This window comes from Lonepinella sp. BR2271 (genome assembly GCF_051851515.1).
In the GTDB taxonomy this organism is placed as follows: Bacteria; Pseudomonadota; Gammaproteobacteria; order Enterobacterales; family Pasteurellaceae; genus Lonepinella.
Genome location: NZ_JBPDVF010000001.1, coordinates 274428 through 292684 on the forward strand (window position 1 = coordinate 274428; position 18257 = coordinate 292684).

General features: G+C 44.1%; 16 protein-coding genes. 4 read left to right on the forward strand and 12 right to left on the reverse strand.

Annotated elements, in window-relative coordinates; all coding sequences use genetic code 11:
- Positions 1-101 precede the first annotated feature (101 nt).
- Together apt and dnaX are read left to right on the forward strand one after the other, a co-directional pair.
- Positions 102-644 carry an adenine phosphoribosyltransferase gene (gene apt / locus ACTG7X_RS01295; protein ID WP_439256742.1) on the forward strand — a complete coding sequence of 181 codons (543 nt, stop codon included), beginning with the start codon at positions 102-104 and terminating at the stop codon, positions 642-644.
- A gap of 72 nt (positions 645-716) precedes the next feature.
- Positions 717-2786: a DNA polymerase III subunit gamma/tau gene (dnaX, locus tag ACTG7X_RS01300; RefSeq protein WP_439256743.1), complete on the forward strand. Its 2070-nt coding sequence runs from the start codon at positions 717-719 to the stop codon at positions 2784-2786.
- Here the strand turns inward: dnaX and tilS are convergent.
- From tilS to ACTG7X_RS01350, 10 genes are all read right to left on the reverse strand, one after another.
- On the reverse strand, positions 2783-4066 hold the full coding sequence (gene tilS / locus ACTG7X_RS01305) for a tRNA lysidine(34) synthetase TilS (RefSeq protein WP_439256744.1): 1284 nt from the start codon (positions 4064-4066) through the stop codon (positions 2783-2785). The two genes, dnaX and tilS, sit on opposite strands and share 4 nt — an antisense overlap.
- A gap of 55 nt (positions 4067-4121) precedes the next feature.
- Entirely contained in the window at positions 4122-4982 is an 861-nt protein-coding gene (gene pdxY, locus ACTG7X_RS01310; protein WP_439256745.1) for a pyridoxal kinase PdxY, read from the reverse strand.
- A gap of 109 nt (positions 4983-5091) precedes the next feature.
- Positions 5092-6045, reverse strand: coding sequence for an acetyl-CoA carboxylase carboxyl transferase subunit alpha (accA, locus tag ACTG7X_RS01315; RefSeq protein ID WP_439256746.1), 954 nt, complete (start codon positions 6043-6045; stop codon positions 5092-5094).
- 184 nt (positions 6046-6229) lie between these two features.
- A complete protein-coding gene (locus ACTG7X_RS01320) occupies positions 6230-7177 on the reverse strand; it encodes a ribose-phosphate pyrophosphokinase (protein ID WP_439240765.1) in 948 nt (315 codons plus the stop codon).
- 38 nt (positions 7178-7215) lie between these two features.
- Positions 7216-8124, reverse strand: coding sequence for a 4-(cytidine 5'-diphospho)-2-C-methyl-D-erythritol kinase (ispE, locus tag ACTG7X_RS01325; protein WP_439256747.1), 909 nt, complete (start codon positions 8122-8124; stop codon positions 7216-7218).
- On the reverse strand, positions 8124-8753 hold the full coding sequence (gene lolB / locus ACTG7X_RS01330) for a lipoprotein insertase outer membrane protein LolB (RefSeq protein WP_439256869.1): 630 nt from the start codon (positions 8751-8753) through the stop codon (positions 8124-8126). The genes ispE and lolB overlap by 1 nt, the downstream gene beginning before the upstream one ends.
- A 114-nt stretch (positions 8754-8867) precedes the next feature.
- Complete coding sequence (locus ACTG7X_RS01335; RefSeq protein ID WP_439256748.1) at positions 8868-10112, reverse strand: multifunctional CCA addition/repair protein; 1245 nt, start codon at positions 10110-10112, stop codon at positions 8868-8870.
- A gap of 50 nt (positions 10113-10162) precedes the next feature.
- A complete protein-coding gene (locus ACTG7X_RS01340) occupies positions 10163-10771 on the reverse strand; it encodes a TIGR04211 family SH3 domain-containing protein (protein ID WP_439256749.1) in 609 nt (202 codons plus the stop codon).
- A gap of 63 nt (positions 10772-10834) precedes the next feature.
- Positions 10835-12097, reverse strand: coding sequence for an inorganic phosphate transporter (locus ACTG7X_RS01345; protein WP_439256750.1), 1263 nt, complete (start codon positions 12095-12097; stop codon positions 10835-10837).
- 21 nt (positions 12098-12118) lie between these two features.
- Positions 12119-12799 (reverse strand): TIGR00153 family protein, encoded by a 681-nt coding sequence (locus ACTG7X_RS01350; RefSeq protein ID WP_439240754.1) that lies wholly within the window; start codon positions 12797-12799, stop codon positions 12119-12121.
- A 122-nt stretch (positions 12800-12921) separates the two neighbouring features.
- Here ACTG7X_RS01350 and ACTG7X_RS01355 point away from each other — a divergent pair, with 122 nt between their 5' ends.
- Together ACTG7X_RS01355 and radA are read left to right on the forward strand one after the other, a co-directional pair.
- Positions 12922-13971, forward strand: coding sequence for a CYTH domain-containing protein (locus ACTG7X_RS01355; protein WP_439256751.1), 1050 nt, complete (start codon positions 12922-12924; stop codon positions 13969-13971).
- Position 13972: 1 nt separating this feature from the next.
- On the forward strand, positions 13973-15352 hold the full coding sequence (gene radA, locus ACTG7X_RS01360) for a DNA repair protein RadA (RefSeq protein ID WP_439256752.1): 1380 nt from the start codon (positions 13973-13975) through the stop codon (positions 15350-15352).
- A 68-nt stretch (positions 15353-15420) separates the two neighbouring features.
- Here radA and secF read toward each other — a convergent pair whose 3' ends face one another.
- Positions 15421-16380, reverse strand: coding sequence for a protein translocase subunit SecF (secF, locus tag ACTG7X_RS01365; RefSeq protein ID WP_439256753.1), 960 nt, complete (start codon positions 16378-16380; stop codon positions 15421-15423).
- Positions 16381-16395: 15 nt separating this feature from the next.
- A complete protein-coding gene (gene secD, locus ACTG7X_RS01370) occupies positions 16396-18246 on the reverse strand; it encodes a protein translocase subunit SecD (RefSeq protein WP_439256754.1) in 1851 nt (616 codons plus the stop codon).
- Positions 18247-18257: the final 11 nt, after the last annotated feature.

Below are 18257 nucleotides of genomic sequence, written 5' to 3' on the forward strand. Positions count from 1 at the left end.
TATTTTTACTATAACGCTTGCAATTTAAGGCAAATTTCTTTACATTCACAGCGTTAATTTTTATAAAAGGTCAACATTCTGACCGCACTTTGGGCGACAAAATGAACGAACAATTACAGCTTATTAAATCTTCGATTAAATCCATTCCTAATTATCCGAAAGCGGGAATTATTTTCCGTGACATCACCAGTTTAACGGAAGTGCCAGAGGCCTTTAGCGCAACTGTTAATCTCATGGCTGCACAATTTAAAGATGTGGGTATTACCAAAATTATTGGTACTGAGTCACGTGGTTTTATTTTTGGTGCACCGGTTGCCATTGCGTTAGGTTTACCTTTTATTTTAGTGCGTAAACCAGGCAAATTACCTCGTGCCGTGATTTCACAAAATTACCAATTAGAATATGGTGAAGATACCTTAGAAATCCATTCGGATTCGATTCAAGCGGGTGATAAGGTGTTAATCATTGATGATTTATTAGCCACAGGTGGCACGCTCGAGGCTTGCGTGAAATTGGTTCAGCGTTTAGGCGGTGAAGTTAAACATGCGGCCTTTGTGATCAGTTTACCAGAATTAGGCGGCGAAGAACGTTTACGTAAATTGGGCGTTGAGCCGTTTACCTTGGTAGATTTTGCAGGACATTAATGGTTACCCTCACCCTAGCCCCCTCCCAGAGGGAGAGGGGATAGCGAAAGTAAAATAAAAAAAGGATAAGACGTGAGTTATCAAGTTCTCGCCCGTAAATGGCGACCAAAAACCTTTCGTGAAGTTGTCGGCCAAACGCATATTTTGACCGCACTTTCTAATGGCTTGAAAGAAAATCGCCTACACCATGCTTATCTTTTTTCGGGTACTCGAGGTGTCGGCAAGACCTCTATTGCTCGCTTATTTGCCAAAGGCTTAAATTGTATTCATGGCGTGACGGCCGAACCCTGCGGTGAATGTGAACATTGTAAAGCCATTGAACAGGGCAATTTCATTGATCTGATTGAGATTGACGCCGCCTCACGTACCAAAGTTGAAGATACCCGAGAATTATTGGATAACGTTCAGTATAAACCGGTGCAAGGCCGTTACAAGGTGTATTTGATTGATGAAGTGCATATGCTGTCACGTCATTCTTTCAATGCCTTACTCAAAACCTTGGAAGAACCGCCTGAATATGTCAAATTCCTGTTGGCCACCACCGATCCGCAAAAATTGCCGATCACGATTTTATCCCGTTGCATGCAGTTTCATTTAAAAGCATTAGATCAGCAACAAATTAGCCAACATTTAGCCCATATTTTAGACGCAGAAAAAATTCCCTATGAATTGACCGCACTTGATCGCCTTGCAAAATCGGCTCAGGGCAGTATTCGTGATAGTTTGAGCCTGACCGATCAGGCTATTGCCATGTCGAATGGAGATATTCGCACCGACATTGTCAACAAAATGTTGGGCTTATTGGATGATAACCAACCGATTGAGATTTTGTATGCCTTGCAACAAGGTAATGGCGAGAAATTGATGGCGGTCGTGCAGTCGGTGGCTGAAAAGGGTGTGGATTGGGATCAGCTTTTGCTTGAAGTGGGCGAGAAATTACATCAAATTGCCATGCAGCAGTTGCTGCCCGTCAATGTGCAAGAAAACAGCCCTATCACATTTCTTGCCCAACATATGTCGCCTGAAGATGTGCAGTTATTTTATCAAATGATTGTCATGGGCAGAAAAGAGCTAGCCTTTGCCCCGAATCGTCGCATTGGCGCAGAAATGACCTTACTGCGTGCCTTGGCGTTTCACCCTAAATTCAGCCAAGCCGCTGCGGTACAAACCGTGCCGACATCAAATGCGACAGAAAATTTGGTGGATATGCCTGTGGTCTCACAAAATATTAAAGCCAATTATCCTGCACAACATGCCGTTCAACATTCACCGAAAGAACCGTCGCAGAAGTCCATTCATGCCGAGGGCAATCAGGCATTAAGCGCAGTGGATCAGTTACAAAAACTACGTGCGACCTTGAACCAACAAACGGATAACGAAAAAAAAAAGTCGCCGTTAAGTAAAGCGAGTAACACTCGTCCTGATTCGGTTCAACCCCTTGAATTACCGGTGATTTCATCTCGTCCAAGCAAAAAAACACAACCTGATCTGATGGATCGATTAGCAAAACTTGCTGACGTAGCACCGTCTGAAACTGTGAAACCTGAGGTTAGTAGCGAGTTGGATATGGCCAGCGAAAATCCTACTGAACATGATGACAATCCCACCGAACTGAATGCGGAGGATTATCGTTGGGAATGGATGAATCCCGAATTGGCGAATCAAGCGGAGTCCATGCGCCCTTCTGATATTAAAAAGCTGATTTTAGAGCAGAAAAGCCCTGAATTAAGACAGAAAATGGTGAAAATTGGGATTGAACGGGATCCATGGTTTCACATTATTGAACAATTAGGCTTAGATGATATAAAAATGGCCAAGCAATTAGCCATTAATTCCGTCTTGTTGGCGCAAAATGAACAGGAAGTTCACCTTGGACTACGTTCAAATCAATCCCATTTACAACGTGAGAATTCCATTGCGGCGCTGACCCAACGCTTATCGGACTTCTTTCATCACCCCTTACAATTACGGATTACCCTCCATGATGATCCCGCCACGTTGACGCCATTGGAGCATTATCAACAGATTCATCAAGAACTCATCGCGCAAACAACACAGAATTTACTGGCAGATAACGGTATTCAATTGTTACAAAAACACTTTGAGGCAAAACTGGACATGGACACCATTCGTCCCGTTTAATCGGCACGAAATAGCCCTACGGCGCCTTGTAATTTATCTCCATAAAAAATCAACGGAATCCGTTGGCGTTGCCACACAGGAACGTTGAATTGTTGCCAAATCTTTTTGATGTCACGGCGCATTTTCTGACCGACTAATTGTACCGAGCCAGAATAGGCAAATTTTACCCAAATCGGCAGCGCTGTGAAAGGCAGATCCAGATGATGTAATTGGTTTGCCTGTTGCCAAACTGCGGTGAAAAAGTCGGGATTTTTTTCTAACCACAGTGCGCCAAGATTATCGGGTAATTTCAACCGCAGTTCGGGCGAAAGTGGCTGTTGAAAATGGCTGATATCCGCCAAGTGATCCGTGAGGTAAAGCCGTTGTTGATAACGACGAATAACCTTGTTACCTAGCACATAATGTGGCATGGCATCAGCTCGGGCTGCAATCACCTCTTTTTTAATATGTGCCAGTTGAACCACTGACGGCATGGGGTGGTGTAATGCGGCAAGCCACATTCTTAACAAGGCATTTTGTTTGAGAGCAGGATATTCCGACCATTGCACGATTGACAATGTCCCTTGATGGGGATCGAAATGGTGTTGAAAATCTTCAGCCAATAATTGATGAATAAGCTGTTGTTGTTCTGCGCAATGTTGTGCTGAACGGGCGACCATTTGATCGAAATGTGGCCAACGTTGCCGCAGTGTCGGCAACACCTGATGACGTAAAAAATTACGGTCGTAGCGCAGATCCGCATTGCTATCGTCCTCCACCCAAGTTAATTTTTCCGCCTGCACATAATGTTCCAACTGCTGACGTGAAGAGGTCAGCAACGGTCGAAAAATCGGCATGCCATTTAGCGCCGCATAGGGTGGCATGGCGCCCAATCCTTGCACGCCACTCCCTCGCTTTAAGGCAAGAAAAAAAGTTTCGGCTTGATCTTGTAAATGATGGGCGGTAACCACGATTTCATTGGGCAATCGACTGTCCGCAATGGCTTGATAGCGTGCCTCTCTTGCGCCTTGTTCAAGGCCATTAGTGTGATCCACTTGCACTTTTTTCACCAGTAAGGGAATGGCGAATTGCTGGCAAAGTTGCTCACAATGGCTGACCCAGTGATCGGCATGAGGATGTAATCCATGATGAATATGCACCGCTCGTAATTGCAAGTGCGGTTGTTTTTCTCGGGCTTTTGCCATGAGAGAAACTAGCGCCGTGGAATCCAATCCACCACTCAAGGCGATCAGATAGTGAGTGTGTTGCAGTTGAGATTGAAATTCGGTAACTAAACGCATTTTATCATCATCTTACCATCCCCTCTCCCTCTGGGAGAGGGCTAGGGTGAGGGGGTTAAGCAATTTTTTCTGCTTGATAGCTTGAAACAGGCTGCATAATCACATGACGTGCCTCAATGAGTTGCAATTCATAGGAATTGACATCATGGGTGATTTTCATCACATCATGCACCGCATTGCCCATGCGTTCAAAGGCCGCCAATTCATTATGGCCATTGAGTAAATTCGCTAAGAATAAACTTGCGGTTAAATCGCCCACGCCAACGGGGTGCTTGGCGAACGGATAGAGCGGACGAATGAGGCTCCATACCCCATGTTGTGTCCCCATTAACATTTCAAATTGGTTTGTATCTCGTCCTGCCTCGCCTAAATGTTTGACAATCACGATTTTCGGGCCTTTGCTTAAGAGGTGTTTAACTGCGGTGATGGCTTGTTCAATATTGTTGACAGGCAAACCGCTTAATTCACGTAATTCAAGCAAATTCGGGGTAATAATATCCGCTTGTGGAATCGCAATGTTGATTAATCCCTCTTTCACACCGCCTGCCACCACGCAGCCTTTTTCAGGGTTGCCCATGACGGGATCGCATAAATATAAGGCGTTTGGATTGATGGCTTTGACTTTATGATAAGCCTTAATGATTTCATCAACCTGTTCTGCGGAGCCAATATAACCCGAATACACCGCATCACATTTGGCCAGTTCGCCAATGTCATCAATGCCCTGGACAATTTCACCAATTTGTTCTTTCGGAATCACCATGCCCGTCCATTTGCCATATTGGGTATGATTGGAAAATTGCACCGTATTTAATGCCCACACATCAATCCCGTTTAATTGCATTGGAAAGGTGGCAGATTTATTGCCCGCATACCCAAACACCACATGAGATTGAATGGAAAGTACATTTTTCATTGAATTTATTCCCTTAATTATGTTGAATTTATCATAGAAAAGTGCGGTATTTTTCACCGCACTTTTTAATTTTCTTCCTGTCTTCAGTTCTCTGTCTTCAGTCTTCTGATCAGCAATAACCGTATGACATCAAGCGTTGATAACGGCGATCCAATAAGTCTTGTTTATCTAGCACGTCTAAATCAGCCAAATCATCTAAAAGGCGTGTTTTGAGATTTTTGGCCATTTCCACATGATTACGATGTGCGCCACCTAGCGGTTCGTTGACGATATTATCAATTAAGTCTAATTGTTTTAAACGTTTCGCTGTTAAGCCCATGGCCTCTGCTGCTGTGGAGGCTTTTTCGGCACTTTTCCATAAAATCGAGGCACAGCCCTCAGGTGAAATCACTGAATAAGTGCTGTATTGCAACATATTGACTTTGTCACCCACGCCAATGGCTAAGGCGCCACCTGAACCGCCCTCACCAATCACGGTACAAATCACCGGCACGGTGAGCAAGGCCATTTCACGCAGATTGCGGGCAATGGCCTCAGCTTGACCACGTTCTTCCGCACCGACACCCGGATAAGCCCCAGGGGTATCAATAAAGGTGATAATCGGTAAGTTAAACCGTTCGGCCATTTGCATTAAACGCAAGGCTTTACGATAGCCCTCTGGTGCTGGCATGCCGAAATTACGTAAGACTTTTTCTTTGGTGGAACGGCCTTTTTGATGACCAATCACCATCACGGGACGACCATCTAAACGGGCTAATCCGCCCACAATGGCTTTATCGTTAGCAAAGGCACGATCGCCCGCTAATTCTTCAAAATCGGTGAAAATATGTTCAATATAATCCAAGGTATAAGGACGATTTGGGTGACGTGACATGCGTGAAATTTGCCAAGCATCTAAATCGGCAAAGGTTTTCTTGGTGAGTTCTTTGCTTTTTTTCTGTAAGCGTTTGATTTCATCATCCAGATTAATGCTGCTGTCATCACTGGATACAGAACGCAGTGATTCAATTTTTGCTTCAAGTTCGGCAATCGGTAATTCAAAATCTAAATATTCTTGGCTCATTTTTTTTCCTAACTATTGAAATTAGCACAAAACATACCGCACTTTAGCAATATTCTGATGGGTATGCAAATTTGCTTTCTATTGTATGCTTTTTTGCGGTAAATTGCAGTAATTTTTCAGTGGTAAGAGGGGATAAGATAAACAAAAAGCTACCCGAAAGTAGCTTTTTGCTAACAAGATTGGACTAGTTAAACATCGCTGAAATGGATTCTTCGTTACTAATACGACGAATGGCCTCAGATAACATACCAGACAGGGTTAACACACGGACTTTGCCCAAGGCTTGAATCGCAGGGCTAAGTGGAATGGTGTCAGTGACCACAATTTCATCGACAATACTGTTGGCAAAGTTATTGACCGCATTACCCGAGAAAATCGCATGGGTCGCATAAGCAAATACACGTTTTGCCCCCCGTTCTTTTAAGGCCTCAGCCGCTTTACATAAGGTACCGCCCGTGTCGATCATGTCATCCACTAAAATACAATCACGACCCGCCACATCCCCGATAATGTGCATGACTTGGGAAACGTTGGCTTTTGGACGACGTTTATCAATGATCGCCATATCCGCATCATTTAATAATTTCGCCACCGCTCTGGCACGTACCACGCCACCAATATCAGGCGACACGACCATTGGTCTTTCTAAGTCGGTTTTTTTCAAAATATCATGAATTAACACCGGCGAACCAAAGACGTTATCCACAGGCACATCAAAGAAACCTTGAATTTGTTCGGCGTGCAAATCACAAGTCAGCACACGGTCAACCCCTACGCTAGACAAGAAATCCGCCACCACTTTGGCCGTAATCGGCACACGGGCAGAACGCACACGACGATCTTGACGGGCATAGCCAAAATAAGGAATCACGGCAGTGATACGGCCCGCAGAGGCACGGCGTAGGGCGTCCACCATTACGATTAATTCCATTAAATTATCATTGGTTGGCGCACAAGTGGATTGGATAATAAACACATCGCTACCACGGACGTTTTCATTGATTTGCACTTGAATTTCGCCATCGCTAAAACGTCCAACGGTGGCATCACCTAAAGACGTATAAAGACGTTCGGAAATGCGTTGTGCAAGTTCTGGTGTTGCATTACCAGCAAAGAGTTTAATATCAGGCATTTTAATTTGACCTCAGGGTTATGATAATGGAAGAAAATTTAATTCTGTCGTTCAAGTTGATCAAGTAATAGCGCTAAAGGCGACCTATTACAACCTTTTGCTACAAAACCAGTAAATTGGGCTGGTTTGAGCTGATAAATTGCTTGGGCGGCCTGTTCGCTGTCAAATTCAGCAAACACACATGCCCCCGTTCCAGTTAATCTTGCTGGTGCATATTGTAGCAACCAAGCGATAAGTTCATCAATAATCGGATAGTGATTTCGCACAATTTTTTCACAATCATTATGATATGGATCATGTAATAGTTGGGAAATGGCCTTTTTCGGTGTATTGCGAGTGAGATCGGGATCGCCAAAAACCTTGGCGGTGGAAATGGCTAAGTCAGGTTTTAACACCAAATACCATTTTTCGGCAGGTTCACAATAGGTCATTTTTTCCCCGACACCCTCCGCCACGGCTGATTTTCCCGCAATAAAAATCGGCACGTCCGCCCCCAATTTCACCCCAATATCCATTAATTGCTGTTGCGTCAACCCTGTTTGCCATAAATAATTTAACGCCACTAAGGTGGTGGCCGCATTAGACGAACCACCGCCAACACCGCCGCCCATTGGCAGGATTTTATCTACATGAATTGTCGCACCGAAAGGCGTTTGCGTTTGTTGTTGTAAGGCAATCGCTGCTCGGTAAATTAAATTATCTTCGGGTTTTAAGTCGGCAAACGCAGGCGTTAAGCAAATTTGCCCATCTTCTCGAACGGCAATTTCTAACTCGTCGCCGTAATCTAAAAATTGAAACAGGGTTTGTAATTCATGGTAGCCGTCGGCCCGTTTATGATTAATATATAAAAACAGATTGAGTTTGGCTGGGCTAGGGAAACGGATAGGGGTTCCCTGAGGTATCGTTGATAAGTCGGAAAGTGCGGTTGAAAAAGGGAAATTTTTCATTATAAAGCCCAATGATCTACTCGAATTTTTAAGGTTTGCGTGGCATTTTTCAGCAAAATATCTTTCGGTAATGCTGGCGTGCGATCCTGATGATACACTAAATAATCCGCTGTCCAGATAATGCCATCCACAGGGTAGCTAAAGCTCGATAAATAGTGATTTTCGCCCACTTGATATTCGGCTTTTTCATCTGGCTGACCTTTTAACCACGTGGCCAACTGTGCTAATGGCACGTCCATCCCCACAATGTCTTTGACTAAAGATTTCGCATCTTGTTCAGATCGTTGATTGCCTTTGTTATCAGAAATCGTCATACCCGCATTGTGCATTTGTAAGGTTAAACTGCTGGCACTGATAGTCGAGTAAAGTTTTAAGGTGTAGTTTTTGGGATTCACATATTGCCATTCAAAACGGCTAGAAAAACGTTCTTTTGCGCTGATATAACCTAATTGACCTTGTGCTTGGTAGCGTTGAATTTGTTTGAGTTGGCTTAAATGTTGTTGCCAGATTTGATCGGTTTTGCTGATGGTTTTGATGTCTGTGGGGCGTTGTTCGTTAATGTCTAGGCTCGAACAGCCGGTAAATAACAGGGCAGACAACACAATGAGCGATAATTGTTTGAGTTTCATATTAAAATGTACGCTGAAAAAATCAAGGGCTATTTTACCTTGTTCTAAGATTGAAGTCAAAATTCATTTTTTGTTTAGTGATTGGGGTTTTATGTCAGAAAATGTGATCTTTAGTCATTTTTTTGCTTTCTCCATTTCTTGCTTGACCGCCATGATTCTGCGTCGGGTTAATTCCTCTCGAATACCTTGCTTTTCAAAACCGTCTTGAATCACTTGCTGCACATCCACTTGCAAGGCGGTTTGATAAAGTTGCCAGACATAGTCTTTTTGTGGGTAGTCACGCTGTTCAAATCCTGTACGGCCACGGCTGTCGGCCATGCAGACGGTGAGAAACGCCACAAAACGTTGCGGTTTGCGCCACGCATCAAATTGATTAAACAATTTAACAATGGTATTTGCTCGCAACTCAAAGGCCTTATGAATATGGGTATGGTATTCGCAAGTTAATTCGGCTAATTCTTGATAAGCTCGAGGCACTTTTAGGCGTTTACAAAGTTGGCGAGTGGGTGATATGCCTAGCCGTTCGTGGCCATGATGATGTGGCCAGTTTTCGGAGGGCGTGCGTGCTTTGCCGAAATCATGACAAAGTGCGGCAAAACGTACCGCCGTTTTATTTTGTTCGGTTTGCTCGGTGAGTAGGGTAGCTTGTTGCAACACCAACATGGTATGAATAAAACTGTCTATTTCAGGATGATGTTGTGGTGGATTCGGCACGCCATCAAGGGCAGCCAGTTCGGGAAATAACAGGGGCAACGCCCCAACTTGTCGCAAGGTATCAAAATAGATCTCAGGATTTTTTTCATTCAAGGCTTTTTCGGTTTCTAACCAAATGCGTTCAACAGTTAAATGGGCAAGCTCGCCTTGTACAGTAAGTTGTTGCATTAATTGCAAGGTTTCAGGCGCAATGGTAAAACCCAAGGCATGAAAACGAGCGGCAAAGCGAGCGACACGCAATACACGCAAGGGATCTTCCGCAAAGGCCGGCGAAATATGGCGTAAAATGCGTTGCTTGATATCTTGAATGCCTCCAAAAGGATCGTGCAACTGGCCTTGTTCGTCTTGCGCAATGGCATTGAGGGTTAAATCACGGCGGATTAAATCTTGTTCAAGGGTAATTTCCGGTGAAAAATCGCAGATAAAGCCGGTATAACCCGAACCTGATTTGCGTTCGGTGCGAGCAAGTGCGTATTCTTCTTTGCTTTTAGGGTGCAGGAAAACAGGGAAATCATGGCCGACTTGTTGATAGCCTTGTTGAATTAACTGTTCGGGCGTGGCGCCGACAACCAACCAATCTCGATCTTTAACGGGTAAATTGAGCAGTTGATCCCGAACCGCCCCACCAACTAAATAAACTTGCATATTTCCATTCCTCTAAACATCCCCTCTCCCTCTGGGAGAGGGCGAGGGTTTTACCACCCATCACGACGGCGACGTTTTGGTAAAATCAGTGGAATGATTAAGCCGAGTAATAATCCCACGCCCAATACCGAGCCACCATAAATAAACCATTGAATCGCAATTTCACGTTTACCCGCATCCAATAAGGCTTCTAAATCACGGTTTTTATTTTTGGTGATTTCTAATTCACGTTTAAGTTGGGAATTTTCCTCTAATAATTGGCTGCTGCGTTGGTCGCTGTCGCTTGCACGACGTTGCATTTCTACGGTACGCTGTTGCCAGTCTTTATCCAGATTATTTAGCTTTAAGGTTAAATCCTGTACTTTTGCTTTAAGCTGTGGATTTTCATTTTTTGCGCTTGGTGTTGAACTTAATTCACTGCTTAAAATCCAGCCCTCACGGTTTTTACTGTCACGGATCAGGGTATAGCGTTCTTTGCGATCCAAAATATTTACCGCTTCACCGGCTTGAATTGAACCGGAAATTTTAAAATTATCGCCAGCGCCTTTGCGTAAAAACGTGTGCAAATTTTCGGTGACATATTGGGTTTCTGCCTGCGCAACTTGAATGGTGGCCACGCATAAAAGCGAGGCAAAAAGTCCTTTTAATCGTTTTTGCATGTCATCAATCTCCTGAATAAATACTGGAAAAGTGCGGTGATTTTAACCGCACTCTTTCTCCTTTTAGCGGAAAATAAGATCCAAAATAAAATAAATAATAATGGCGAAAAAGGCACCTGCTGGGAGCGTCACAATCCAAGAGGCGATAATATTACGAATCACATTTAAATTTAATGCCGCAATCCCTCGAGCTAATCCGATACCCAGTACCGCCCCCACTAAGGTTTGGGTGGTGGAAATCGGTAAACCTGTGCCAGAGGCAACCACCACGGTGGCGGCGGTGGCAAACTGCGCTGCAAAACCACGGCTTGGGGTTAAATCCGTAATCCCTGTGCCAATGGTTGCCATGACTTTGTAACCCATGACCACTAAACCTGCTGCAATGCCCGCTGCACCTAGCGGTAACACCCACCACGCCATCGGGGCGCTAGCCATAATATTGCCACCGTTTTCTACAATGGTCACGACGGCCGCCAACGGGCCAATGGCGTTGGCTACATCATTTGAACCATGGGCAAAAGCCATGGCACAGGCGGTCATTAACATCAGAATACTAAATACCCGTTCAACCCCGCCAAACACACCACTGCGGGCTTTTTTGATAAAGCGTTTACTGCGGAAATAGAAATAACTGATGACCACAGAGACAAAACTAATGCCTAATGAAATCAGGATGGTTTCTCGGGTGGTTAAGTCTAAGCCAATATGTTTTAGCCCTTTGGCTACGGTCACAATCACCAAAATAAACACGGTTAATCCCATAAAATACGGGCCGAATTTTTGTGCGTTATGTAACGGCTTTTCGGTGTCAAAAATCAGTTTTTGGATAACAAAGAAAATCCCATAGGCTAATACGCCAGCAATCACGGGGGTGATAAACCAACTGCCCACAATGCCACCAATGGCACTCCATCTCACGGAATGGGTGCCTGCGGTAATACAAGCGAAACCAATGAGCGCACCAATAATGGAGTGTGTGGTAGACACGGGCCAGCCCCAGCGTGAGGCAATTAATAACCAAGAACCGGAGGCGAACAGCGCAGCCATCATACCGAGTACTAAGGTATCGGGCGCATTAATAAAATTCGTTGGGTAGATAATGCCACTTTTAATGGTTTCCGTCACTTCACCGCCGGCTAAATAAGCCCCGGCACATTCAAAGATTAATGCAATAATAATCGCTTGTTTTGCATTAATGGTGCCAGATCCCACGGAAGTCCCCATGGCATTTGAGACGTCGTTTGCCCCCACCCCAAAAGCCATAAAAAAGGCAAAAGCGGCGGTAATGATAATCAGGATGGTGCCGTAATGTTGTAATACGTCCATAGTCAATCTCCTATGTGATTATTACGAGCGTGCTAACATCAGTTCAATACGAGAACCGACACGTTGCGCTTGATCGGCTAATACGCCAACCCATTCAAAAATTTTGTATAAGAACATCACATCAATGGGATTATAGTTGGATTCAATTTGACGTAACATGCGGCGCAACTTGATTTGCATTTGATCAGTATCATCTTCAATAATATCAAGTTCATTGATCATATCGTTGACAAATTTGAGCTCACGTCCTTTAAAACCCGTTTCTAATAATTGATCCATTTCTCGAATCACATTGTGTGCTTGCACCGTGGCGTCTAAACTACGACAAAGAAAATCCATAAAATCTTGTTGTAGGCTTTCAGGAATGCCAAATTGACGCCCCACCATACGGCCGGCAATATCTTTGGCATAATTGGCTAATTTATCTTGTTGGGTGACGAGTTCTAATAAATCGGTACGGTCGATAGGTAAAAATAAACCACGTGGCAATTTTAAGCGGATTTCACGTTTTAGCGTATCCGCTTGGCGTTCCGTTTCGGAAATTTGTAAGCGAATTTGCTCAGATTGTTCCCATTCGTTGTTAAAGGTGGCTTCAAAAAAAGGAATCAATAAACTACAAGCCTCGGTCACTTTATCCGAATGCTGTTGTAACGGTTTTAACGGGGAATGCGCAAATAAACCGAGAATATTGTTAATTGCCATAGAAAACTCCAAATAGATAACATAAAATTGGGTGCATATTACCTTATATGGGCGAAAAATTCACGCTATAAATGAAAAAAGCTCTATAATACCCCTGATTTTTACTTATTAAGGACGTTAGCATGTCGAATGAAATCGAATTGAAATTAGCCGTCACCGCTGAGATAGCCGAGCAGTTTTCACAGTTGTTGAGTGATTTCCGCTTATTGCAACAAGCGCAGATCTTTTTAGCCAATACCTATTATGATACCGCCGATCATTATTTTGCACGGCATAAAATGGGGCTAAGAGTGCGGTCGGAAAATCAGCAGTTTACCCAAACCCTCAAAACCAATGGAAAAGTGACAGGGGGGCTACATGTTCGTCCAGAGTATAATTTCCCACTAGATTCTGCTGAACCGAATGTCACCTTGTTGCAAGATATAGCGAACTTATCCTTGCCCGAGCCACTTGAACTCCACCCGATTTTTAGCACGGATTTCACGCGTCAGTGGTGGTTAATCGAATGTGGTCAACATACCGAAATTGAAGTGGCGTTGGATCGAGGTGAAATCAAGGCAAATGGACAAATTGAGCCGATTTGTGAAATTGAATTTGAATTAAAAAATGGCGCATTAGCGGATTTATTCACTTTTGTGGCCAATTTAAGTTTTGTGAACGGTGTCCGATTGAGTTCGCTCAGTAAAGCCAAACGTGGTTATCAACTGGCACAGGGGAAATGCCCGCCACCGAGAGATTGGATTGACGCATGGCGTGATTTTTTACATACTGAGCAAACGGCGGAAAATCCTGCGCAAATTTTGACCGCACTGTTAGCTTATGAACAACAATTAATTGAAGAAACTTTACAATTAGGCTCGTCTTTTTTTGCGCAAACCTTTATTCAGACCGTAGAACGTATCGGTGCCTTTTTTAATCTGTATCATTATTATACGGATCACGGCTATTTGCTCCAACAGGTGTTAGCACAGCAAGAAACGGATTATGTGGACGAAAGCATTGTGTTAGAGGTGATCGACGCACATCAGTATTTATTTGCACAAATTCGTCAGATTATTCAGTTGCATAGTGAAAGCAAAGATAATGCGTTAGCAATGAAAAAATTAAATGAATTATTCTTTCAAGGGCAATACCTGAAACGTATGCTCGCCTTAATTAGCATGGTGAATTAGTATGGCAAAAGCACCCAAAACCGCTTATGTATGTAATGATTGTGGGGCAGAATTTGCCCGTTGGCAAGGGCAATGTTCGGCCTGTAAATCTTGGAATACCATCAGTGAAGTCCGTTTAGTTTCGGCAAAATCCACCCCAAAAGGGGATCGTTTTAGTGGCTATGCCGGTGAAACCCAAGCGAAAATTCAAACTTTGGCGGAAATCAGTTTACAAGAAACCCCAAGGTTTTCCAGTGGCTTTCATGAATTAGATCGGGTATTAGGCGGTGGCATTGTCCCTGGCTCGGCGATTTTAATTGGTGGTCATCCGGGGGCGGGAAAATCCACCTTATTATTGCAAGTGATGTGTGGTTTAGCGCAAAATATGACCGCACTTTATGTGACCGGTGAAGAAAGTTTGCAGCAGGTCGCCATGCGGGCGAACCGTTTAGGCTTGCCAGCGGATCAGTTAAAAATGTTGTCGGAAACTTCGGTGGAGCAAATTTGTAGTTTGGCTGATCAACTGAAACCGCAAATTATCGTGGTGGATTCCATTCAAGTCATGCACTTGGCGGATATTCAATCTAGCCCCGGTTCCGTGGCACAAGTGCGTGAATGCGCCTCCTTTTTAACCCGTTATGCGAAAACCCGTCAAGTCGCCATTATTATGGTGGGACATGTGACCAAAGACGGCACATTGGCGGGGCCGAAAGTGTTGGAACATTGTATTGACTGCTCAATTTTATTAGAGGGCGAGTCGGATAATCGTTATCGTACTTTGCGTAGCCATAAAAACCGCTTTGGGGCGGTGAATGAGTTAGGTGTTTTCGCTATGACGGAACAGGGCTTAAAAGAAGTGAAAAATCCCTCGGCGATTTTTTTAAGTCGTGGTGATGAATTAACTTCGGGTAGTTCGGTGATGGTGTTATGGGAGGGAACTCGCCCGTTGTTGGTGGAAATTCAGGCCCTAGTGGATCATTCTATGTTAGCGAATCCCCGCCGTGTGGCGGTGGGCTTAGAACAAAACCGTTTGGCGTTATTACTCGCCGTTTTACATCGCCATGGCGGCTTGCAAATGTCCGATCAGGATGTGTTTGTCAATGTGGTAGGCGGTGTCAAAGTGACGGAAACCAGTGCGGATTTAGCCTTATTGTTAGCCTTGATTTCCAGTTTCCGAAACCGTCCATTGCCACAGGATTTAGTGGTGTTTGGTGAAGTGGGACTGGCGGGCGAAATTCGCCCTGTGCCAAGTGGTCAGGAGCGTATTAGTGAGGCGGCAAAACATGGTTTTAAACGGGCGATTGTTCCCTTTGCCAATAAGCCGAAAAGTGCGGTGAAAAATATGCAAGTTTTCACGGTGAAGAAATTGGCGGACGCCTTGGCGGTGTTGGAGAATTTATGATGTGTAGGGGCGTATTGCATACGCCTTTGCTCAATATCAGGGCGTATGCAATACGCCCTTACATTTTATTAAAACCCTTCCTCAAATTCTTCTCTTGTCGCCACTTTAATTTGCATATGTTCACGGTCTAAACCGAGATCAAAGGCAATGGCAATGGCCACGAAAATCGAAGAATAGGTACCAAACCCGATACCGATTAATAAGGCTAACGAGAAACTATAAATACTTGCACCACCAAAGAATAATAAGGCGAATACCACAAACAACGTGGTTAATGACGTCATAATTGTTCTTGATAGCGTTTGGGTCAAGGAAATATCAATCACTTCTTGACTACTCATGCGACGAATTTTGCGGAAGTTCTCCCGTACACGGTCGAACACCACGATACTGTCGTTCAAGGAATACCCCACCACGGTGAGAATTGCTGCCACGAAAGTTAGATCAATTTCAATTTGTAAGAATGAAAACACCCCAAGGGTAACAATCACGTCATGAGCAAGGGCAAGAATACCACCTAGCCCTAAACGCCATTCAAAGCGCATTCCCACATAACCTAATAATAGGATTAATGTGGCTAAGGTGGCATAAATCGCACCTTGGGTTAATTCTTCACCGACATTTGGGCCAACAAACTCGACAGATTTCACTTCAATGTTGTGATCAAGCGCCGTCATCATTTCTTTGATTTGTGTCCCAATTTGAGCGTCACTGGCGGTTGCGGGTAAACGAATAATCACATCACTGGTAGACCCTGTTGTTTGCACCAATGCACTGGCAATACCATTATTGCTTAGGGTAGCACGCACTTGATCCAAATTAGCGGGCTGTGAAAAGTGGGTATCAATTACCACACCGCCAGTAAAATCTAAGCCCCAGTTAAGGCCTTTGGTAAACAGACAGAAAATGCAGAATCCAGTTAGCAATAAGGAGAACAGATAACCGAATTTGCGGAAATTCATAAAACGGATAAGGCTAAATGGTAAGCCTATGCCTTGATATTCGTGCTTTTGTTTAGATAAACTCACAATATTTTCTCCGCACTAAATAGATAATTTTTCAACACGTCGGCCACCGTAAATCCAGTTAACCAGCATACGTGTACCGGTAATGGCGGTAAACATAGAAATCGCCACCCCTAATGCAAGGGTAATCGCAAAGCCTTTTACTGGACCCGTTCCCACCGCATACAAGACGATAGAGGTTAAAATGGTGGTTAAGTTGGCGTCAAAAATAGATGACCAAGCACCGTTGTAACCCTCGTGAATTGCTTGCTGAATTGGACGACCATTACGTATTTCTTCCTTAATCCGTTCAAAGATCAGCACGTTTGCGTCCACCGACATCCCGACCGACAGAATAATCCCCGCAATTCCGGGCATGGTTAAGGTTACACCGGGGATTAACGACATTAAACCGACCACTAAAATCATATTGGCACAAAGGGCAAGGCTTGCAATGAAACCGAAAAGTTTGTAGAACACTAAACAGAAGATAATCACAATTACCAAGCCCCAAAGTCCGGCGGTTAAGCCTTGTTCGACGTTTTGTGCGCCTAATGATGGCCCGACGGTACGTTCTTCTACAATTTGAATCGGCGCAATTAATGCACCAGAACGGAGTAGTACCGAAAGATTTTTGGCCTCTGCAGGGCTATCAATACCGGTAATTTGGAATTGGCTACCAAAACGGCCTTGAATGGTGGCTACGTTAATCACTTCGGCATTTTTTTCTAAAATGGTTTTGCCATTTTCGTCTTTTTTGCCGTTGTCTTTATATTCCACATACAAGGTCGCCATGGGTTTTTTGAGGTTGAGTTTGGTGGTGTTGGCCATGATTTCACCGCCCTCACTGTCTAAACTCACGCTCACTTGAGGGGTCGAGGTATTATGATCTAAACCCGAGGTAGCATTGGTAATATGCTCACCACCTAACACCGCTTTACGATATAACGCCACCGGTTGACCGTGACGGTTTAACTGAATTTCCGTATCTGACGGCACAATGCCACGCGCCAGAGCCTCAGGGCTAACATTACCATTTACCATACGGAATTCTAAGGTCGCCGTGGCGCCCAATAATTCTTTCGCACGTGCGGTGTCTTGAATGCCGGGTAATTCCACCACAATACGTTCCGCACCTTGGCGTTGAATCACCGCCTCGGCCACGCCTAATTCTTCCACACGTTTACGCAAAATGCTTAAGTTCTGCTCAATGGCATGATCACGTGCCTCAATAAGGGCTTTGTCTGATAAAGCTAACGCAAGGGTGCTATCGCTCACTTCATTGACGGTTAAATTGGTATGCTGCTTACGAATCAGCTGTTTGGCAGCAAAAAGTTGTTCAGGTTTGGTAATGGTGAGCAATGTACTAAAATTCTCGCCATTTTTCACCGCACTATATTGAATTTTTTCTTTACGTAATTCACTGCGTAAACTGTCTTGCAACTGTTCTTGGCGTTTGCTTAACGCAGTATTCATATCCACTTCCATCAAAAAGCGAACCCCACCTCGTAAGTCTAAACCCCATTTCATTGGGTTGCCCCCAATACTGCTTAACCAAGCGGGGGTGGAGGGCGCCAAGTTTAAGGCGGTTGAATATTGATTACCTAATTTTTCAGCAATTTTATCTTTGGCTAATAGCTGATCATTCGTATTATTAAAACGGGCCAAAATAGATCCGTTTTCTAACAAAATGGATTTGGGTTGAAGATGATTACTGCTCAGTAGGCTTTGAACTTCACTTAATGTGGTTTCACTGGCTTGCTGACCACGTGTACCCGAGATTTGCACGGCAGGATCTTCGCCGTAAATATTTGGAAGTGCGTATAAAGCACCAATGGCGATCATAAAGATCACCATTAGATTCTTCCATAAAGGGAAACGGTTTAACATCGGTTAATACC

Coding starts and splice junctions, on each gene's coding strand:
- ACTG7X_RS01355 (WP_439256751.1), top strand. CDS start 12,922: ATGTCGAATGAAATCGAATTGAAATTAGCCGTCACCGCTGAGATAGCC.
- ACTG7X_RS01320 (WP_439240765.1), bottom strand. CDS start 7,177: ATGCCTGATATTAAACTCTTTGCTGGTAATGCAACACCAGAACTTGCA.
- radA (WP_439256752.1), top strand. CDS start 13,973: ATGGCAAAAGCACCCAAAACCGCTTATGTATGTAATGATTGTGGGGCA.
- apt (WP_439256742.1), top strand. CDS start 102: ATGAACGAACAATTACAGCTTATTAAATCTTCGATTAAATCCATTCCT.
- pdxY (WP_439256745.1), bottom strand. CDS start 4,982: ATGAAAAATGTACTTTCCATTCAATCTCATGTGGTGTTTGGGTATGCG.
- ACTG7X_RS01350 (WP_439240754.1), bottom strand. CDS start 12,799: ATGGCAATTAACAATATTCTCGGTTTATTTGCGCATTCCCCGTTAAAA.
- accA (WP_439256746.1), bottom strand. CDS start 6,045: ATGAGCCAAGAATATTTAGATTTTGAATTACCGATTGCCGAACTTGAA.
- tilS (WP_439256744.1), bottom strand. CDS start 4,066: ATGCGTTTAGTTACCGAATTTCAATCTCAACTGCAACACACTCACTAT.
- ACTG7X_RS01340 (WP_439256749.1), bottom strand. CDS start 10,771: ATGCAAAAACGATTAAAAGGACTTTTTGCCTCGCTTTTATGCGTGGCC.
- ispE (WP_439256747.1), bottom strand. CDS start 8,124: ATGAAAAATTTCCCTTTTTCAACCGCACTTTCCGACTTATCAACGATA.
- ACTG7X_RS01345 (WP_439256750.1), bottom strand. CDS start 12,097: ATGGACGTATTACAACATTACGGCACCATCCTGATTATCATTACCGCC.
- secD (WP_439256754.1), bottom strand. CDS start 18,246: ATGTTAAACCGTTTCCCTTTATGGAAGAATCTAATGGTGATCTTTATG.
- ACTG7X_RS01335 (WP_439256748.1), bottom strand. CDS start 10,112: ATGCAAGTTTATTTAGTTGGTGGGGCGGTTCGGGATCAACTGCTCAAT.
- lolB (WP_439256869.1), bottom strand. CDS start 8,753: ATGAAACTCAAACAATTATCGCTCATTGTGTTGTCTGCCCTGTTATTT.